The following is a 20,189-nucleotide window of genomic DNA, read 5'->3' on the forward strand; positions in this document are numbered from 1 at the left end:
GTTGCCTGCGGCTGTTTGTGGCTGGCCGCCTGCCGTTACGGAATAGGTTGGCGCGCTGAGGGAAGGTGCGAGCCAAGTCTCAGCGTTTGTTCTTAATCCGGACCAAAAAGTTACGTGTCAAAATTGCTGTTTTGTCGGTAAAAACGATTGATAAATTCTCCGGTTAACCTGGGTTTTGCTTCACGCTTGACTGGTATAGTTATTGTCGAGCGCTACTGTAGCCGAGAGTCCGCCAAATATGGGTTCAGCCGTGGGAGTTGTCTTAGTGGCGTGGTTCATGCCGCTTAGACAACTGGCGTCTTTGAGACGTGATTTTCGGCTCAAAGCGAGGTGTCGAGACCGTACTTTGGCTCGACCCGTCCGCCCACAGCGTACCGACCCATATTTGGCGGACGGTAAGGCACCATTTTCTCACCATCATTGCGCGAAAAAAATTGTAAATTTACCAGTCGCGTGAGTTGCCTTTTTGGTCTATACCGATTATAATAACAGTGTTGACTGAAGGTTATAATTGATGAGGAGGAGACTCATGAGCATTGTTTTAAAGCACGCGAAGATTTACACCGGTGATGAGGTGATTGCCGACGGGTTTATTCGGTTCGACCAAGAAATCGAAGCGGTCGGCCCCGTTGCTGATTTCCGGCCATTGCCCGCCGACGAGATTCACGTGGTGACTGGTAAGACGATTGTTCCGGGATTTATTGACGTGCATAGCCACGGAGGCTATGGATATGATAGTATGGATGGGGACCCTGACCAAATTGATAAGATGGTTAACCTCATGTCGCTGGAAGGCATCACGTCGATTTTCCCAACCACGATGACACAGTCCAACGAAGCGATTGACCACGCCATGCAAGGGATTGCGGTGGCTGCCGAACGGAACCCGCTGATTCAAGGGGTTCATTTGGAAGGCCCGTTCATCGCGGCCATCTTCAAGGGTGCGCAGCCTGAGAAGTACATCAAGGATCCCGATGTTGACCTGCTGGACCGTTGGAATCAGTTGTCGGGCAACCGGGTCAAATTGATTACCTACGCGCCAGAAGACGCGGGGGCCAAGCAGTTTGAAGCTTATTGCTTAGCCAATGGCATCGTGCCATCCGTCGGTCACTCCAATGCCACGCGGGAACAATTGCTGGAAAGTCGTGCGACCCACGTGACGCACTTGTACAATGCCCAACGCGGATTGCGGCATCGTGAACCTGGTGTTACGGGGCACGCCATGTTGGAAGACAATCTGTTTTGTGAATTAATTTGCGATGGGTTCCACATCGTGCCGGATATGATCAAGTTGGCCTACGAACAAAAGGGGCAACACCGGCTAGAACTGGTCACCGATTCCATGCGCGCCAAGGGAATGCCCGAAGGCGTCAGTGAGTTAGGCGGCCAAAAGGTCATCGTCAAGGACCGGCAAGCTCGCCTTGAAAGCGGCAACTTGGCTGGTTCCGTCTTACGCTTCGACGAGGCCTTCCGCAACGTCATCGCCTTTACTGGCTGTGACGTCAACGACGCCGTGCAAATGAGTGCGGTCAACCAAGCCGAGGAATTTGGCCTGACCCAAAAGGGCAAGCTACTTCCTGGCCGCGACGCCGATTTAAACTTGTTAACACGTGATCTCCACGTGGACACGACCTTTAGTCTAGGCCGCAACATGCAGGAGCTCATCAAATAAACCAATTGTAGATATCTTGAGAAGGGACGTTGGGTGCTGTGAGTTCACCGATTTATATTCAAATTCATAATGACATTAAACGTGCAATTGAAGCCGGGAAATGGGCGGTTGGCGATCGAATTCCGTCTGAACGAGAGTTGTCTCGTGATTTTGATGTGAGTCGGATGACGCTCCGCCAGGCCATTCAAACGCTGGTCGACGAAGGGATTTTGGAACGGCAAGTGGGTTCTGGGACCTACGTGGCGAACCAAAAAGTCCAAGAAAAAATGTCTGGGGTCACCAGTTTTACCGACCTCATGTTGACGCAGGGTAAGCAACCGACCAGCAAGACCATTTCGTATCACGTGATGAATCCGTCCTTGAGTGAGGCTGAGAAGCTAAAGCTCAACGAGGATGACCAAGTGCTGCGGATGGAACGGATTCGCTACGGCGATGATGTGCCGATCTGTTTTGAAGTGGCCACAGTGCCCGAAAAGCTGGTGGACGGCCTGAACAAAAAGGAAGTCACCAGTTCGTTGTACCGCGCGCTAGAGGATAAGAAGCAATTGAATCCCGGCAAGGCCCAACAAACGGTTTCGGCCATGTCGGCGTCCGAACGGATTGCGGAATATTTGAACATCAAGCGCGGTGACGCCATTTTGCGGCTACGTCAGGTGACGTACCTGCAAGACGGCACGCCGTTTGAATACGTGCGGACCCAGTACGTGGGCGAGCGGTTTGAGTTTTATTTGGAAAAGTAAAGACGAGGGGCTGGACGGTGGTTCGGCTCCTTTTTTGGCAAGGTGGTCCGAACGCAACCAGTGCCATCGTCAAATGGTGTTGTGACGGATTTTGAAGAATTAGTTGTTCACAGCATCCTAGTGAGAACTGGTCGCCTACCGTCCGCCAACTATGGGTTGGAACGCGATGGGCGGACCGGACCGAGCCTGAGAAGCGGTCTCGGCCTCGCTTTGAGCCGGAATCCCGCGTCTCAAAGACGCCAGTTGTCTAAGCGGCATGAACCGCGCCGCTAAGACAACTCCCACGGCTGAACCCATATTTGGCGGACTCTCGGCTACAAGTGTATGTGCTAGCGAAAGTTGGCTTAGCTCCATGTAACGGCTGATTTGACAACTAGTCTTTAATTAAGACAAGATTGCTGATGATTACTAACTCCGCCGGAGGCAGCCAGGGTGGAGCCAGCTGTGTCGACGGTGTTGGCTGAGGTCCTTTCTCAGCCTACAGCGTGGGACGACTTGAGAGACTGGTGACTTTTGCCAGTCTTTCAAGCGAACCGGAAGACCGCTCCTCAGGCTGGAGGTGTTCCCCAGAGCAGGCGGAACCCTGGCTGATGCAGGCCCTGGTTTCACTAGTTTTGATGGACAACCCGCTGTTTCTCCGGGAGTCAATGTATTAATTCAACTTATTAGAAAAGCAATCAAAAAAGACCAGCGCCAAGTAGCGCTAGCCTAAGTGAGATAATTAAAATTGGTGGAATCAGGAGCCGGCGGTCAGGCCATACAACGAAGCGGTAAACGACTCGTTTTACCGTTGCCGTTTGGCTTGCTGACGCACGAGATGCAGGTAGTGAGGAATGACCGCGATGCGTTTCAAGCGCTTGGGCTCTTTGACTGTCCGGTAGAACCATTCCAAGTGATGGTCTTGCCAGAACTTAGGGGCCCGGACTACGGCACCAGCCAGTACGTCGAAGCTACCACCGACGCCCATCCACAGCCCCTTGGTAACGTGGCGGTGTTGGTGGATGAACTGTTCTTGCTTGGGAAAGCCCAGCGCAGCGAACACCATGTCCGGTTGCTTGGCTTGAATGTCAGCCACGATGGGGGCCTCGTCTTGGAAGTAGCCGTCGTGAATGCCGGCAATAATCAGGCCGGGGTAGTCGCGTGTCAGGATGGGCTTCAACTGGGCGATGACGTCGGGCTTGGCGCCTAAGAAGTAAGCGGATCGGTGATGGGCACTGCCCCAAGCCAACAGTGCCTGGAGGGTGTCAAACCCAGTGATGCGTTCGGGCAACGGCTGTTTGAGAATTTTCGCCCCATCCAAGATGCCGACCCCGTCCGGCGTGATGAAGTCGGCGCCCAACAGGAGGTCGCGGTACTCGGCGTGTTCGTGCGCGTACATGGCGATCTCCGGATTAGCGGTCACCACGAACGTATTTTGATGGGCGCTGATGCGTTGCTGTAAGACAGGTAATAAGGCCGCCGCCGTCGTTTTGACGAAGGGCAAGTCGAGCACGGTGACGGTCGGAAATGTGGTTTGCATAGGGGGACTCCTCTCAAGATTGGCACGAGAACGAATTAAGCCCCCGGTGCCGCATTAAATAGTATGACGCTCTGTTTGTTTCATGCTAAAATAAAGCTATTGAAATTAAATTTAAGACCATTAAATCCGGCTCAAAAACCAGCTAAGGGAGTAGCTCATTATGACGAATTTGTATCCAGACGACAGTACGACTCTGCACACGGATGCCTACCAGATTAATATGATTCAAACTTACTACGAACAAGGAATCGCTGATAAAAATGCGGTCTTTGAAGTCTTTTTCCGTGACATGCCGTTTAAAAACGGTTACGCGGTCTTCGCTGGTTTGGAACACATTGTACATTATATCCAAAATCTGCATTTTTCCCAAACGGATATTGATTACTTACGAGAAGCTGAAGATTATTCCGAAGATTTTTTAAATTACTTGGCGAATTTCAAATTCCGCGGGTCGATTCGCTCGGCGGTGGAAGGTGAATTGGTCTACGCTCACGAACCCTTACTGCAAGTTGAAGGGCCGCTAGCGGACTGCCAATTGGTCGAAACGGCGATTTTGAACATCATCAATTACCAAACGCTGATTGCCACCAAGGCCGCCCGGATTCGTTCCGTGGCCGGGGATGACGCGTTGATGGAATTTGGGACACGGCGGGCACAGGAATTTGACGCCGCTATCTGGGGGACCCGGGCAGCCTTCATCGGCGGCTTTGACGCGACCTCAAACGTGCGGGCTGGGAAGGTCTTTGGCATTCCGATTAGTGGTACCCACGCCCACGCCTTGGTCCAAACGTATGGCAACGACTACGACGCCTTCATGGCCTACGCTAAGACGCACCGCGACTGTGTTTTTTTAGTCGACACCTACGATACGCTGCGTAGCGGGGTGCCGAATGCCATTAAGGTGGCCAAGGAACTCGGCGACCAGATCAATTTCCAAGGGGTCCGCATCGACTCTGGGGATATGGCCTACCTGTCCAAACGGGTGCGGCAAAAGCTGGACGAGGCAGGGTTCCCCAACGCCAAGATTTACGCGTCTAACGACCTGGACGAAAAGACGATTCAAAGTCTCAAGATGCAAGATGCCAAGATCGACGTCTGGGGGATTGGGACCAAGCTGATCACGGCCTTTGACCAACCGGCTTTAGGTGCCGTCTACAAGATGGTCGCCATTGAAGATGACCAAGGTAAGATGAAGGGCACAATCAAGCTGTCCAACAACGCTGAAAAGGTGACGACGCCAGGGAAGAAGCAAGTTTGGCGAATCACCAAGAAGGCGGATGGCAAGACTGAAGGGGATTACGTGGCCTTAGTGGATGAAGATCCGCGCAATGAGGACTCGCTGTTCATGTTCCACCCCAGCTACACCTACATCAACAAGACCGTCAACGACTTCAATGCCCGGCCCATCCTGCAAGACATTTTTGACCAGGGTGAATTGGTCTACAAATTACCAACGCTGTCGGCCGTACGAGACCGGTGTCGTGGCGCTTTAGCCAACCTGTGGCCTGAGTACAAACGGGACTTGAACCCACAAAAATATCCGGTCGATCTCTCGCAAGATTGCTGGGACCACAAGATGGCGATCATCAAGGATATTCACACGTACGTACAGACGATGCCGGAATAACAGCGGGGTTTGACGCACGTGAGGCAAGGCAAATTTGGCGGAAAATGAACTTGAGCGCTTGGCTCAAGCCCAAATCTAGGGGGCAATAAGATGCGTGCTATGCAAAAAGAAATTATTGAAGCATTGAAGGTTCAGCCGTCGATCGACCCGGCAACTGAGGTCCGGCGCAGTGTGGACTTTCTCAAGGATTATCTCAAGCACTATGACTTCATGAAGACGCTGGTCTTGGGCATTTCCGGTGGGCAAGACTCAACACTGACGGGGATGTTGTGCGAACAGGCAGTCACGGAGCTGCGGCAAGAAACGGGCGACAATGACTATCGGTTTATCGCAGTGCGGTTGCCATACGGCGAACAGGCCGATGAAGACGACGCCATGATGGCCATCGACTTCATGAATGCGGACGAAGTGGAACGGGTCAACATCCAACCAGCCACGGACGCGATGGTTGCGGCGGTGACGGCCAACCACGAGACCGTGAGCGACTTCAACAAGGGTAATATCAAGGCCCGTCAACGGATGATCGCCCAGTATGCGATTGCTGGTGCGCGCAACGGCGCCGTGGTCGGCACTGACCACGCGGCCGAAGCGGTCACGGGCTTCTATACGAAATACGGCGATGGCGCCTCAGACATTTGCCCCATCTGGCGGTTGAATAAGCGTCAAGGTGCGGCCATGTTGCGTTACTTGGGCGCCCCAGAACACCTGTATCAAAAGGTTCCCACGGCTGATTTGGAAGAGGACCGGCCGGCGTTACCTGACGAGGCGGCCTTAGGTGTGCGTTATCAAGACATTGATGACTACCTGGAAGGCAAGCCAGTGGCCACGGCCGCGGCGGAACGCATCGAGGGCTGGTACCGCAAGACCGCGCACAAGCGGCATTTACCAGTGAACGTCTACGATACGTTCTGGCAGGATTAATTTACGGAGGCGAAGTAATTATGGCAAGAAACAGTTTACAAAAGAATAACATGAACGGTTACATCCAAGTGCTCTCAGGCGTCTTGAAGACGACCGAAGACGGCGCGGAAAACATGAACGCGGACTTTGAAAAGATGCGCGGCGCTATCGACAACGACACGGTCGGTGACCTGTCACAAGTCGAGTTGCAAAAGGTCGCGGACAATTTCCAACGGGGCACGGACAGCTACGAAGATAACCTGAACAAACTCCAACAAGCCAATGTGCCAGTCCGGGTGCTGGGTAAGCACAAGTCACTGGTCGCCGCTTACCGGACCTACACACAGGCATGTCAAGCCATGACGGACAGTATCGACGTGGAACACCAAGCCGTCGATAACGCGGCCTTTGACGAAGCTGAAAAGACGCAAGAAAACGCCATGGAAAAAGTCACGGCCGCGACCCAGCGGATCATGACTAGTCCAATGTAGTCCGCCTGATTTCTGGCAACTTGGGTGGGACTGGTCGCCTTGCCAGTAGATGAAACCAGTTACCTACGGCTGCCAGGGTTCCGCCTGCTATGGGGAACACCTCCAGCCCAGAAACGGGCTTCCGGTTCGCTTGAAAGCCTGACAAAACCCGTCAGTCTCTCAAGTCGTCCCACGCTGTAAGCTGAGAAAAAGCCTCAGCCAACACCGTCGTCACAGCTGGCTCCACCCTGGCCTCCTCCGGCATGATTGTGATAGCCGCTGAGATTAGCATTACCCACTCGCCGTTGGCTTATTAGGTAGTCAGCTATTACTGATCATCCAACTCTGTCAGCCGGGAGTGAAGCGAAATCTAGGCTCAGCCGGGGAATTTAGTAGCATTTTGTGCTGCTAAATTGGTGACTTTGAGACGTGGTTCTCGGCTCAGGCCGTCCTTCCCCAGCGTTCCAGCCTAGAGTTTCGCGTAACGGTAAGGCGTAATGGCAGGCACTATGCCGCCAACAGGAGTTTTCGCTTTTAGTGACTAAGTCGTAAAATAACGGGGTCGCTTCACAACTTGTGGGGTGACCTTTTTGTCTGGGCGCTAACGGGCGGAGTGACCCGTTGGCATGGTATAATGCAGGTATATGTTTAGAAAAAATAACGGAGGGGTTGCATGGCAACGAAACAAACAGAAACGGCACTCAGTGAGCTCGCCAAGCCGGTGCAGCAACAATTAAGCCAGTACCGGGTGCAGCAGATTCAGGCCGTGCTGTCCCTATTAGACGAAGGCAACACGGTGCCATTCATTGCCCGGTACCGTAAAGAGCGGACGGGGTCATTGGATGAAGTCGCTATCCGTGATATCGAGGATGAGGCGCGGCGGCTCATGAAGCTGAACCAGCGGCGCCAGGAAGTCTTAAAGATTATTGAAGAGCAAGGCAAATTGACCCCGACGTTGCGGCAAAATTTGGCCCACGCCACGGTACTTCAGCAGGTCGAGGATCTGTATTTGCCGTACAAACAAAAACGCCGGACTAAGGCGACCATCGCCAGAGAAGCCGGTTTGACACCCTTGACCCAGTGGCTGTTGACGTTCCCCGCCAGGGGTCTGGACGCCAAGGCTCAGCAGTTTATAGACCCGGCGAAGGATTTGCCAGATTTACCGGCCGTTTGGGCAGGGGTGCACGAGATCCTCGCGGAGACGTTTAGCGAGCAAGCGGCGTTTCGGGAATGGATTCGGCAGTACACCTGGCAACACGGCGAACTGACCAGTAAGCGCAAACGGGGGGCGGCCGATGACGATGAGCAACAGGTCTACGCCACCTATTACGATTTCAGCCAACCGCTCAAGCAGCTACCACCGTACCGGGTCTTGGCCATCAACCGGGGAGAACGGGAGAAAATCCTGTCGGTCAGCATCACCGTTGACCCGGCTTCCATTTTGCAGTACGGACATTTTCGGCTGGTTGGTCAGCATCACGGTCCGGCCGTAGAGAAGGTAACGACGGCTTTTGCGGATGCTTACAAACGGTTCTTGGGCCCCGCCATTGAACGGGAACTGCGGCGGCAATTGACGGAAAAGGCCGACGACCACGCCATTCAGGTGTTCGGTAATAACCTGTATCATCTGTTGATGCAGGCCCCGCTGAAGGGCAAGGTCGTGATGGGCTTTGACCCGGCTTACCGGACCGGATGCAAGTTGGCCATCATGGATGCCAACGGGCGTTTTCTGGCTAAACAGGTCATCTACCCACACAAGCCAGCTAAGGCCAAAGACCGCGCGGCCGCGGGACCAGCGTTCAAGCAATTGCTGGAGAAGTACCACGTTGAAATGATTGCGATCGGCAACGGGACCGCTAGTCGGGAATCCGAAGAGTTTGTCAGCAACATTTTAAAGACGCTGGACCATCCGGTGTACTACGTGCTGGTCAATGAAGCCGGCGCCTCGGTCTATTCAGCCAGTGCCAATGCGCGCGCTGAATTTGCGGACTTTCACGTGGAAGAACGTTCAGCCGTCAGCATTGGTCGGCGCCTGCAAGACCCATTAGCCGAGCTGATCAAGATCGACCCGAAAGCCGTGGGCGTGGGACAATATCAACACGATGTCCCGGAAAAGGATTTGGATGCGCAGCTGGACCGAGTCGTGGAAACGGCAGTCAACCAGGTGGGCGTCAATGTCAATACGGCCAGTCCGGAATTGCTGACGCACATTTCCGGGTTAACGGCGACGACGGCCAAAAATATCGTGGCTTACCGTAATGAAAATGGCGCGTTTGCCGCGCGGCAGGAACTGAAGAAGGTGCCTCGTCTGGGACCCAAAGCCTATCAACAGGCCGTGGGCTTCCTACGGATCATCGGCGGGCGCGAGCCACTGGATAACACGGACATTCATCCGGAAAGCTATGCGGCAGCACACCAACTGTTGACGCAACTGGCGCCGGACGGGCAGATTGGCACGCCTAAGCTTCAACAGCAGTTGGCGCAATTAAATCAAGCCAAATGGGCGGACCAATTGGGCGTCGGTCCGGCAACGTTGAATGATATCATTGCTGGGTTGAGCAAGCCTGGTCGCGATTTGCGGGATAGTATGCCAGCGCCGTTACTGCGCCAAGACGTTTTGACCATGGCGGACTTGAAGCCGGGGATGGAGCTCCAAGGCACCGTGCGTAACGTTGTCGACTTCGGGGCCTTCGTGGATATTGGTGTGAAGCAAGACGGCCTGGTCCACATTTCCCAGCTGGCTGACCACTACGTCAGTGATCCCAGCACGGTTGTCACGATTGGCGACGTCGTCACGGTCTGGGTCTTAAGTGTCGACGAGAACCGCCACCGAATCCAATTAACAATGCGAGCTGAGCAACATGAATGATCAAGAGTTACAGCGGTTGGTGGAACGCATTTCATTAGAAAGTTTCGGCAAACCGTTTCGCCACCGCGCGATGTTTAATGCTCGCTTGAAAACAACGGGCGGCCGCTACCGACTACGCGACCACAACTTGGAAATTAATCCGAAAATGTATACGGAACATAATATGGCCGTTTTGGTGGGCGTCATCAAACATGAACTGTGCCATTACCATTTAAATTTGGCGGGCCAATCGGGACAACACCGCACGGCGGCCTTTAAGCAGTTACTGCAACAGGTGGGCGGCTTGCGGTTTGCACCAGCCCCACTGAATGCGCGACCACGGCCGCGGCAGTGGCAGCTTTACGTGTGCACCCAGTGCCAGCAGAAATATTATCGGGCGCGGCGCATCGACGTCACCAAGCTGGTCTGTGGTCGGTGTCACGGTCATTTACAATGGCAAAAAACGGTGATTGCGGTCCAACGGCCACAAGCCTAGGAGGTTGATAGGATGGGTAAAACAATTATTCGGGTTCCCGCCACGGCGGCGAACTTAGGCCCCGGGATTGATTCAATCGGGGCGGCATTGCATTTGTATTTAACAGTCATTATTGAAGAAAAAACAGAAAAGTGGCGGGTCAACCACGCCTTGGGTACGGAAATCCCGCGCGACGAAAACAACTTGATGGTCCAAACGGCTTTGAAGGTCAACCCGGATTTGCCGGCGCATCAGTTGACGGTGATGTCAGATATTCCGGTGTCCCGAGGCTTGGGAAGCTCGACCAGCGCCATCATTGCTGGCATCAAGATTGCCAATGAACTGGGGGAGATGGACCTGACCATCCCCGAACAGCTGAACTGGGCGGTCAAACTCGGTGGCGCGGTGGATAACGTGGCGCCAGCCTTGATGGGACAAGCCGCTGTCGCCACGACCGACGGCGAGACGGCTAAGGCCATCAAACTACCATTACCAGATTTACGCGTCTTGGTCTTTATCCCGGGTCAAAAGCTGCTTGCCCGCAAGAGTCGCGAAGCTTTGCCTAAGGATTTGCCATTGGCCACGGCGGTCCATGCCAGCAGTGTCGCCAACGTCTTGGTCGCTGCCTTGCTGACGAAGAACTGGGAATTGGCGTCGCAAATGATTGAACGTGATGAGTTCCATGAACAGGCGCGTTCCCAGCTGGTGCCAGAACTGAGCCAGATTCGTGACGCGGCCCATGAGTTGGGTATTACCGGCACGTACCTGAGTGGGGCGGGGCCAACCGTCGTTACCTTTGGCACGGCCGCACAATTGACACTGCTGCGAGCTAAGCTAGAAAAGCTGGATTTGGCTGGTAGCTTGCGAATTATCGACCTCGATCCGGATGGCGCGACTGTCCTCACCGATGCATAAAGAAAACTTTTTTGAATTAACTTGCAAAAAATATTGTCAGGTGCGAAATCATTTGGTATACTATTTCTTGTGAGTTAATGCGGCCATGGCGGAATTGGCAGACGCGCAAGATTAAGGATCTTGTCCGGGTAATCCGGGTGGAAGTTCGAATCTTCTTGGCCGCATCAGAGGTTTCATGGGTCGTCATTGATAGGCAAAAGCCTTGATATGACGGCCTTTTTGTTTTGCCTGATTGTCATTGATTGTCATTAGTTGTCGAACATTTCTAACCACTTTCTAACCACTTTGACAAAACATTAGTATAATTTTGAAGAATAATAAAAGGACTATCTCATGAAAAGGATAGTCCTTATGTGTTTATTGTTGTAAGGCGTTGATGTACTTTTGCGCAGCAGTTGCATTAACGTATGAGTCGGAATTTCCTCGCAGTTTGTTTACATAGGATTCAGCGATGTCGCCTAAATCTACGTAAAAGTTCTTCGAGCCAACTTTTACAGTCATGCGATAGCCACCGGCGTCTAAGTTGTAGTTATCGTAAGATTGGAACACGTGTCCTAGAGATACTTTGAGACGGTATTGATGGGTCTTACCGACCCGAACCTTTTTCGTGCCAAACCCTTTCAATGGCTTAGCTAGATAGTAAGTGTAGTTGGAAGAACCACGAGTAAACCTTTTGATCTTAACAGATTGAGAATATTTATTATAGTTGACCTTACCAGATTTCGTTTGGTAGTTGGAGTAGTAGTTTAAATATTTATCAGCAGTTATTGTGATAAACGGGTTCCCACTCCTATCCGCATCAAAGTAGGACTGCAAATTTTTGCTGGATAAGTCGGGAAGATTTTGTACACCATTATGTGAGAATGCTGTAGACTTTTTATAAGTCTTTGTTTTATTCTTAGAATTCAACACGAAATTGACTTTAGGCGATGTCTTTCCTAGCTTTTTAAAAACATAGCCCTGATTGCGTTTGCTTAAGTTTTCAACGTTAATACTAAAATGACTGGCGTAGTTAGGGTTAAGAGTATATTTGCTTCCTCGAATGACAGACCCCTTTGGCAAAGTTACAGTTTTACTGCCGCCTGTGGATACAACAGTGGCTTGTGATAATTTGTAGGTATTGAGGTTAGAATCCAGAGTGTTAGGAATCGAGCCATTATCACTATTTTGCATTAGAGCGATTAAGTTTTTGACCCCAACCTTGTCTAACTCACGGTCTACTAACTTATTGGTTTTGGTTAATTTTTCTTCCTTTTTTTGTAAAGTTGTCAAAGTCTTCTTGGTACTTTTACTCATAGCACTGGCATTAGTAGTAGCTAGGCCTCCAGCGATAGCACCCAGTAGCATGAGTAGTGTAGCTCCCTTAACTCCGATTATTTTCAATTGAATTACCTCCCAATTATGTTCCTACCATCCTTGTTAGTATACCCCAGTTTATGAAGCCTTAAAAATCAGCGGATTAATAATTTGCAACGCTAGTCATTAGAAGTAAGCTCCTTGTGACCAGTTACTGCTTCCATACCTTCACGGGTAACTACTAACTGTCGCCCAAATAGGCGTACAGTGCCTTCTGGAAAGCGTTCAGGGCGTGCTCTTAATGCCGAACGAACGTAATCCGGGGCCTTTCCCCAACGTGCAGCAGCGTCTTTAGCGCTCATGATTTCAGGGTCGTTTAGGTTGATGTGTTCTGCCATTTCTATCACCTCACAGTAATTTGAATAGACGGAGAAGACTGAGAATTAGAGATAATGAACTGACAGCGATAGCTACATAAAGCAATTTAGTTATTTTCTTACTCATATTCATTAAAGCCGCCGTGTTATAATTGGAGTACAACAAGTAAGGGTTTTTCGCCCTTACCATGTTACTTGTGTGGAATGAGAACTTCGATGATCACTGTAATGCTCTGTATGATGTTGATAACTAGTAGGATGGCTATCAACATCAGCATTACGTTCGTCGGGGTTCTTTTCCTTTCGATGTTTCATTCTTTTACCTGCTTCCTTGATATATCTATTATAATGTACCCATGTGTGTACACGGATAAGTGTAAAACGAATTTTTTTGAAAAGTTTCAGTGATTATATATGGTTGTCCGCGATTTGATAAATACGTAAAATTTCCTCGCATTGGTTAAGGCTTTTTTGTTCACAGTCATAGCTTGGATTATAGCGAGCAAAGTGTGCTGACACGAAAATGGTGTTGATAGATTCAGGTATCAACACCATTTTAATCGGATAGGCTCTTTCAATAACGTATGATCCCAATCGCTTGGGCCAGCCGATTTCTTACTTAATGCCCAGTTGGTACTGCATTTGGATTTCCCCAGATGACTTCATTGAGTCGGGCGTGGAGGCGAGGGCTTCTTTTTCCGACATGCCATGGTCTATCTTGTAGGCGACCGGCGACTCACCATATTTATTGATGAACCCAGTCAGTGTGTGTGGGTCAGTGTTCACCGATGATTGGGAGTGACTGCTGGGCTGTTGAGAGCTTGACGACCGCGTGGTGGGCTGGCTGTGCGTTGTCGCAGTTGTATGCCGGTGCCGCGCAGTGGTTGGCGCACTCGTAGCTCGGCGAACGGTTGAGGTGCTTTGCGCAACTGAGGATTGGGCTTTTGCCGCGGAACTAGAGTGGGCGGCTGGGCTCTTTTGGTGCTTGGTCTTCTGGTGCGTCGAGGTGGGGTGCTTCTTAGCAACCAGGTTACTAGAAGATTTGGAACTCGCTGACGATGCTGTTCTTTGGTGATTACCGCAAGCACTCAACGTAGTTAGGGCAAGGGTTGTGGCAATTAGTGTTGTAACAAAGGTCTTTTTCAAGTTGACTCCTCCGAATAGATGCAGACTTTAATCATTTCCCTGATTACTAGAGTACCGCAAAGCGAGGGAACTTGTACATCCCAGAACTGAATTAAAGATGATGTTGTAAATGATTCCGACCGTCTTTGCCATCCATTGCCCCCCAAACATGACAAACAGATAACATTTTCACCACGCAATCGTTTTCATCGAAAATAGGACTTCAAAAAGCCTTAAGAGAAGCGTAAGATTGGAAATTAAATCGACGACTGCGAAAATTCGCAAACAAAATTGGTGACAAGTGCCGATGAACGCGTTATAGTAGTTGTCTTGTGTCATTTTGAGTGACCAAAAATTCTGAAGGAGGTCGGCATATGAGCGACTTAACCAAGGGCAATTCCCTTAAACTTATTTTCTTTTTCACGATTCCATTATTGATTGGTAATTTATTCCAGCAATTATATAACGTCTCTGATACAGTCGTTGTGGGACAAACCCTTGGTGTCAAAGCGCTGGCCGCAGTCGGGGCTACGGGTTCGATCAACTTCTTAATTATTGGGTTTGCCCAAGGGCTGACGGCGGGGCTAGCCATCATCACGGCTACCCGGTTCGGCGCCCGTGACTACAAAGGGGTGCGGCGGTCATTTGCCGCGAGCATTATCATTTCAATCTTAATGACGATCGTATTGACGGTCTTATCACTGACCTTCGTCGATCCTATCTTAAAACTGATGCAAACGCCCGCTTCAATCTTTGCGAACGCACGTATCTTCATTAGTACGATTTTTGCCGGGATCTTTGCGTCGATGGCCTTTAATCTGCTGTCCAACATCATCCGGGCGCTCGGTGATTCCCGCACGCCACTGATTTTTCTGGTCATCGGGACCGTCGTCAACGTTATCCTCGAATTATTATTCATCCTGGTCTTCCACATGGGCGTTGCCGGTGCTGGTTGGGCGACGGTGATTTCCCAAGTTGTGGCCTCACTGTTGTGTGTGGGCTACATTGCCCGCTCCATTCCGTTGCTGCACATCTCGCGAGAAGATTTCAAATTTGGCTTCGACGAGCTGTGGCAACATTTCTCCACGGGGATGCCAATGGGCTTCCAGCTGTCCATCATCGCGATTGGGACGATGGTTATGCAAGCGGCCTTGAATTCCTTGGGGACGGACTCCGTGGCAGCTTCCACGGCGGCTTCTAAGGTCGATCAACTGTGTTCACTGCCGATGTCTTCCTTCGGGGTGACGATGGCAACCTTTGCAGCGCAAAACTTTGGGGCCGGTAAGTACGGTCGGATCATGGAAGGGGTCAAGAAGACCCTCTGGTTATCCGGGAGTTTCGCGGTCTTTGCGGGTGGTTTGGTCATCTTCTTCGGTAAGCCAATCGTCACGCTGATCATTGGGACGGCGGACGAACACGTCATTCAATTATCCCAGACCTACTTCAATATCATTGGGAGCACCTACCTTTTGTTAAGTGTCCTGTTTATCATTCGGAACACCCTTCAAGGCTTGGGCCGGCGGGTACTGCCGACCTTGGCTGGCGTCGGCGAATTGACCATGCGGGTCTTCGCGGCACTGTTCATGGTCGAAGCGTTGGGTTATGCTGGTGCTGTTTCGGCCGAACCGTTGGCCTGGTTGGGTTCTTGTGCTATCCTGGTGCCATCTTGGATTCGAGCCGTCAAGCAACTGCGGAACTTACAGCGCGCTGAAGAAGTCGCTGCTGGTGAAGATCCAGAAGCGTTGGCGTCAGCTGCCGATGAAATGGCATCGATTAAATCGGTTTCAGCGTCTCCAAAATTAGAGTCCGCTGGTAAAGCATGATAAACTAGGGTGTGGTCAGCGATGGCCGCACCTTTTTTCTTTAAAAAATTGAATTGCAGACTAAGGAGACCAGTCTAAATGAAAAACTTTATTTTTGATATTGATGGGACCCTCTTAGACACCGAAGCGATGTACATGAAGTCCCTCCAAGCCGTTTTGCACGACCGCGGCATTGACCGGGAATACGCGGAATTGGCGAAAACGTTTGGCATTCCCAGCCGCGACGCTTTGATTCGTTTGAAGCTGGCAGATGTCGATGATATTTTGGCAGAGTGGGGGCCCCGCACCCAGGCGTACCGGGATACCGTTGCGGTTTACGCCGGTGTGAAGCAGGCGCTGGCTGATTTGAAAGCCGCCGGAGCGGGATTAGCGATTATGACCTCCAAGCAGCGGTATGAGTACGATCGGGATGTCGTCAGCGCGGGCCTCGACAGTTACTTTAGCCAAGCCGTCGTTGCCGAAGACATTGCGCACGGTAAACCAGCACCGGATGGCATTTTACTTGCGATGCAGCGGCTGGGTGCGCAGCCTGAAAATACCGTGTACGTGGGGGATACGGTCTACGATGCCGACGCTTCTGCCGCCGCGCACGTGACCTTTGGCTTCGCGGCTTGGAACGGTAGGACACCGACGGATTTCAAGCCAGACGTGAGCTTCATCACGCCCAGTGCGATGCTAGAATTACTGTAAGTTGCCAGCTTGGGGGACCGTTTTTACGGAGCGCTAGCTGGAACCGCTTTTTTATGCTATATTAAATGCAGACGCAATTTAGAGTTTAAAATTAGCGGAATTGATGAAGGGGTGGCAGAATGCTCGCCATAATCGTCACGAGCCACGGTGATTTTGCCCGCGGTATCTTACAGAGTGCCGAAATGATTTTCGGTAAAACAGCAAAAGTGATGGCTGTGACTTTAGCAGCCGATGAAAGCGTCGAGGACCTGGCGAACCATTACCAGGCGGCCATCGACGACATGCAACCCGTTACGGAACTCCTGTTTTTAGTCGACTTGTGGGGTGGCTCACCATTCAACGCCGCCAGTCGCGTCGTGGCACAGCATCCCGACCGTTATGGCCTGGTTGCTGGCCTCAATTTGCCGATGTTGATCGAAGCCTTGTCGATTCAAAACCAGACATTGGCCGAGGTCATTCCTCACTTGGAGCGCGCTGCGCAGGGGGGCATTCGGCACTTGGATTTGCAGACGGATACGGGAGATGATGACTTACTATGACGATGACAATCAAATTAGCCCGGGTCGACAACCGGCTGTTGCACGGCCAGATTGCGACGGTGTGGACGAAGACGGTCCAGCCCAATCGCATTCTAGTCGTCTCGGATGCCGTGGCCCAAGACCATTTACGCAAGGTCTTGATCACCCAGGCGGCACCGGCCGAAGCCAAGGCTAACGTGATTATGCTGGCAAAGATGGCACAGATTTATCAAGATGCCCGGTTTGACGGGTTTCAACCAATTATCTTAACGGAAACGCTGGCGGAAATGGCGGCGTTAGCCAAACAAGGTGTTGATTTGACTGCAACGGGCGTTAACGTCGGTAATCTGGCGTACACCGCTGGCAAAGTGATGCTCACGCCCAGTGTTGCCGCGGATGCCGCAGATGTGGCGGCGGCTAAACAACTCGAAGCGGCCGGCGTCGACGTCTACGCGCAGACCGTACCAACGGATCGCAAACAAGCATTTTTAAAGTTAGCAGCTAAAAAGGGTTTGTCGTAACACCTCACTCGGTGGTCACCCCCACCTGAGCGGGGTGTTTTTGCGGTGAATCACATTGATGGGAAAGGGAGTCAGCAACGGATGAGCATCTGGGGAATTTTACTAATTGCCTTTTTGGCAGGAATTGAGGGGGTCGTCGATGAGTGGGAATTCCATCAACCCATCGTGGCCTGTACCTTGGTCGGCCTGGCGACGGGCAGCCTTGTGAGTGGTATCGCCCTAGGAGCATCACTGCAGCTGGTGACGCTGGGGTGGATGAACATTGGTGCAGCTGTGGCGCCTGATCCAGCCCTAGCCGCTGTTGTGGCTGCTTGGTGGGTCAGTGGCCCAGCCCATTTACCCGTGGCCGCAGGCGTGATTTTAGCCATTCCTCTGGCCTTGATCGGTCAAGGACTGACGCGGGGCTTACGCCACCTGATCATTCCGTTGGTGGCTCAGGCCGATGTGGCCGCCGCTGTGGGAAATTTACGGAAAATCGACTGGCTACACCGCAGTAGTGTGGTTCTGCAAGGACTGCGGGTCATGATTCCGACGGCAGTATTGATGGCGTTACCGGCATCGTGGATTCAACTCAGTTTTCACACGTTACCGACCACGATTCGCGGTGGTCTGCACGTGGCGGCTGGGCTGCTGGTCATCGTCAGCTTTGCCATTGTCATCAATATGATGGCAACGCGCCAACTGTGGCCATTTTTCTGCATTGGCTTTGCGCTGGGAACGGACAGTCATCTCAGCCTGGTAGCGTTAGGCCTGATTGGCGTGGGTTTAGCCATTTTGTACCTGCGTTTACAGGCGCCTCACGACTCGCAATCCGGCAATGGGCCGACGCCACCGAGTGCTGAGGATGACCTGGACCGTGAATTAGATGATCTTTAGGAGGAAGCGTTGATGACGACAAAAAATGAGACACCGCGACAATTGACGCTGACGGATCAGTTATGGATATTTGGGCGGTCAGGTTGGGAGCAAGCGGCCTGGAACTATCCGCGGTTACAAAATTTAGGCTTCTGCTATCTGATGATTCCGGCGATTCGTCGACTGTACCCGGACAAGACCGAGGCGGGGCAGGCAGCCGAACGTCATTTGGAACTATTCAATACCATGCCTTACATGCAGTCACTGATTACCGGGGTCACGCTTTCGTTAGAGGAAGACCGTGCCAACGGGGAACCAGTCTCGGCGGCCGATATTAGTGCCGTCAAGGTTGGCATGATGGGCTCGCTGGCTGGTGTGGCCGACCCTATTTGGTGGGGAACTTGGCGCCCAATTCTGAGTGCCTTTGCGGCCAGCCTGGCATTGAGTGGCTTCGGTATCGTCGGGCCGCTAGTCTTCTTTATTGGTTGGAACCTGGCGCGGCTGACCTTTCGTTGGTGGGCCCAACGGTGGGGTTATCATCAAGGGCTGAAGGTCGTGACCTTTCTCAGCAGTGGGGTCTTGCAGAAGCTGACCCTAGGCGCCTCCATCGTGGGGATGTTCGTCATGGGGGCCATTATTCCGCGGTGGACGCGGGTCAAATTGGCGCCTATCGTGGCCACCAGCCACCATGCGGCGTTGTCCCTGCAATCGTTGATGGATCAATTGTTACCGGGCTTGATTCCCTTATTGTTAACGTTGGGCTGTGTCTGGTTATTACGCCGGCACGTCAAGCCATTATGGCTGTTGCTGGGTGTCTTTGTCTTAGGCTTAGTGGGCTACAGTCTGGGAATCCTGCGTTAGGTGGGTGTTTCACGGGCAGGGACCAGTTGGTACGGGGGCGAATAGTCGTTGCGGCTGTCGAGCAAATAGCGAGGCGTTGCACGTGAGACCTTGGTCCGTATCCAAACAAAATCATGGTGCCACCACCCATCTTTTTTTGGTAAGCTTACTTTACCATAGCTGCTAAGCTAATTCACCCCGTTAATCTTATAATCTTTTTTATAAATAGAAATCAAGAATGGTGCTAAGACATTGATTCCCGAAGCGATAGGGGGCTGTTCACTAAAATTAGTAAGACCAGGGCTTGCGTCAACAAGGGTTCCGTCTACTCTGGGGAACACCTCCAGCCTGAGGGGCGGTCTTCCGGTTCGCTGGCTCCACCCTGGCTGCCTCCGGCGAGGTTAGCGATTATTAGCACAATTGTGTTAGTCAAAAATTTGTTGCCAAATCAGTTGCTACCTGGGGCTAAGTTGACTTTCGCTGGAACGCATCCCTGTAGCCGAGAGTCCGCCAAATATGGGTTCAGCCGTGGGAGTTCCCTTAGCGGTTTTACCGCTTAGGGAACTGGCGTCTTTGAGACGCGGGTTTTCGGCTCAAAGCGAGGCCGAGACCGTCCCTCAGGCTCGGTCCGGTCCGCCCACCGCGTTCCAACCCATAGTTGGCAGACGGTAGGCGGCCAGCTCAAACTACGAAGCTGTAACGACTAATTTTTACGCCATCAGTTGCGTGGCGACAATGTTTCTAGCTGATTTCTGCCGTTCAACCTTCAGTTTTATACTAAAAAATCGCTTGTCCCACTGCCATTTAAGCAGGGAACAAGCGATTTTTATGGTTCTATGATATTTGGTGTTGATAGAGAAATCTGTCGACATCATTTTTTGTATAATAAAAGGGACACACTGCCCCACAGCAAAATAGTCGACTAAAACCAATTGAAAGTGAGAATGACAATATGTCCCAAGAACAGTTTACAAGAAA

Annotated in this window: 18 protein-coding genes and 1 tRNA gene; 15 read left to right on the forward strand and 4 right to left on the reverse strand. The window is 51.8% G+C overall.

The features are described 5' to 3' along the window. Positions 1–529 precede the first annotated feature (529 nt). Together nagA and EKM83_RS11580 are read left to right on the forward strand one after the other, a co-directional pair. On the forward strand, positions 530–1,672 hold the full coding sequence (gene nagA, locus EKM83_RS11575) for an N-acetylglucosamine-6-phosphate deacetylase (RefSeq protein ID WP_125577603.1): 1,143 nt from the start codon (positions 530–532) through the stop codon (positions 1,670–1,672). A 38-nt stretch (positions 1,673–1,710) separates the two neighbouring features. Next, positions 1,711–2,412 (forward strand): GntR family transcriptional regulator, encoded by a 702-nt coding sequence (locus EKM83_RS11580; protein ID WP_125577605.1) that lies wholly within the window; start codon positions 1,711–1,713, stop codon positions 2,410–2,412. A 784-nt stretch (positions 2,413–3,196) separates the two neighbouring features. Here EKM83_RS11580 and EKM83_RS11585 read toward each other — a convergent pair. Next, positions 3,197–3,931: a WecB/TagA/CpsF family glycosyltransferase gene (locus EKM83_RS11585; RefSeq protein WP_125577607.1), complete on the reverse strand. Its 735-nt coding sequence runs from the start codon at positions 3,929–3,931 to the stop codon at positions 3,197–3,199. Positions 3,932–4,091: 160 nt separating this feature from the next. On the opposite strand from EKM83_RS11585, the gene EKM83_RS11590 reads away from it, so the two are divergent. From EKM83_RS11590 to EKM83_RS11620, 7 genes are all read left to right on the forward strand, one after another. Then, positions 4,092–5,558, forward strand: a complete 1,467-nt coding sequence (locus EKM83_RS11590; RefSeq protein ID WP_125577609.1) for a nicotinate phosphoribosyltransferase — start codon at positions 4,092–4,094, stop codon at positions 5,556–5,558. A 90-nt stretch (positions 5,559–5,648) separates the two neighbouring features. Further along, the gene (gene nadE, locus EKM83_RS11595) at positions 5,649–6,479 is read left to right on the forward strand and encodes an ammonia-dependent NAD(+) synthetase (RefSeq protein ID WP_125577611.1); all 831 of its coding nucleotides are present in this window, start codon (positions 5,649–5,651) and stop codon (positions 6,477–6,479) included. 20 nt (positions 6,480–6,499) lie between these two features. Next, positions 6,500–6,949 carry a hypothetical protein gene (locus EKM83_RS11600; RefSeq protein ID WP_125577613.1) on the forward strand — a complete coding sequence of 150 codons (450 nt, stop codon included), beginning with the start codon at positions 6,500–6,502 and terminating at the stop codon, positions 6,947–6,949. Positions 6,950–7,601: 652 nt separating this feature from the next. Then, a complete protein-coding gene (locus tag EKM83_RS11605) occupies positions 7,602–9,797 on the forward strand; it encodes a Tex family protein (protein WP_125577615.1) in 2,196 nt (731 codons plus the stop codon). Then, complete coding sequence (locus EKM83_RS11610) at positions 9,790–10,272, forward strand: SprT family protein (RefSeq protein WP_125577617.1); 483 nt, start codon at positions 9,790–9,792, stop codon at positions 10,270–10,272. Before EKM83_RS11605 ends, EKM83_RS11610 begins: the two co-directional genes overlap by 8 nt. 12 nt (positions 10,273–10,284) lie before the next feature. Further along, complete coding sequence (thrB, locus tag EKM83_RS11615) at positions 10,285–11,166, forward strand: homoserine kinase (RefSeq protein WP_125577618.1); 882 nt, start codon at positions 10,285–10,287, stop codon at positions 11,164–11,166. A 79-nt stretch (positions 11,167–11,245) separates the two neighbouring features. Beyond that, positions 11,246–11,330, forward strand: a tRNA-Leu gene (locus EKM83_RS11620). Positions 11,331–11,523: 193 nt separating this feature from the next. Here EKM83_RS11620 and EKM83_RS11625 read toward each other — a convergent pair. The 3 genes from EKM83_RS11625 to EKM83_RS11635 form a co-directional block, all read right to left on the reverse strand. Continuing rightward, positions 11,524–12,549, reverse strand: a complete 1,026-nt coding sequence (locus EKM83_RS11625) for a hypothetical protein (RefSeq protein ID WP_125577620.1) — start codon at positions 12,547–12,549, stop codon at positions 11,524–11,526. 92 nt (positions 12,550–12,641) lie between these two features. Then, positions 12,642–12,860 (reverse strand): helix-turn-helix domain-containing protein, encoded by a 219-nt coding sequence (locus tag EKM83_RS11630; RefSeq protein WP_125577622.1) that lies wholly within the window; start codon positions 12,858–12,860, stop codon positions 12,642–12,644. Positions 12,861–13,454: 594 nt separating this feature from the next. Next, entirely contained in the window at positions 13,455–13,985 is a 531-nt protein-coding gene (locus EKM83_RS11635; RefSeq protein WP_125577624.1) for a hypothetical protein, read from the reverse strand. 353 nt (positions 13,986–14,338) lie between these two features. On the opposite strand from EKM83_RS11635, the gene EKM83_RS11640 reads away from it, so the two are divergent. The 6 genes from EKM83_RS11640 (at position 14,339) to EKM83_RS11665 (ending at position 19,232) form a co-directional block, all read left to right on the forward strand. After that, positions 14,339–15,787, forward strand: coding sequence for an MATE family efflux transporter (locus tag EKM83_RS11640; RefSeq protein WP_125577626.1), 1,449 nt, complete (start codon positions 14,339–14,341; stop codon positions 15,785–15,787). 78 nt (positions 15,788–15,865) lie between these two features. Then, complete coding sequence (locus tag EKM83_RS11645; RefSeq protein WP_125577628.1) at positions 15,866–16,477, forward strand: HAD family hydrolase; 612 nt, start codon at positions 15,866–15,868, stop codon at positions 16,475–16,477. A 119-nt stretch (positions 16,478–16,596) separates the two neighbouring features. Next, a complete protein-coding gene (locus EKM83_RS11650) occupies positions 16,597–17,016 on the forward strand; it encodes a PTS sugar transporter subunit IIA (protein WP_125577630.1) in 420 nt (139 codons plus the stop codon). Continuing rightward, positions 17,013–17,516: a PTS system mannose/fructose/N-acetylgalactosamine-transporter subunit IIB gene (locus EKM83_RS11655; RefSeq protein WP_125577632.1), complete on the forward strand. Its 504-nt coding sequence runs from the start codon at positions 17,013–17,015 to the stop codon at positions 17,514–17,516. The genes EKM83_RS11650 and EKM83_RS11655 overlap by 4 nt, the downstream gene beginning before the upstream one ends. Before the next feature lie 45 nt (positions 17,517–17,561). Continuing rightward, positions 17,562–18,392, forward strand: coding sequence for a mannose/fructose/sorbose family PTS transporter subunit IIC (locus EKM83_RS11660; protein ID WP_225418672.1), 831 nt, complete (start codon positions 17,562–17,564; stop codon positions 18,390–18,392). A gap of 12 nt (positions 18,393–18,404) precedes the next feature. Then, complete coding sequence (locus tag EKM83_RS11665; protein ID WP_125577634.1) at positions 18,405–19,232, forward strand: PTS system mannose/fructose/sorbose family transporter subunit IID; 828 nt, start codon at positions 18,405–18,407, stop codon at positions 19,230–19,232. Positions 19,233–20,189: the final 957 nt, after the last annotated feature.

The sequence above is a fragment of the Levilactobacillus angrenensis genome (assembly GCF_003946085.1).
In the GTDB taxonomy this organism is placed as follows: domain Bacteria; phylum Bacillota; class Bacilli; order Lactobacillales; family Lactobacillaceae; genus Levilactobacillus; species Levilactobacillus angrenensis.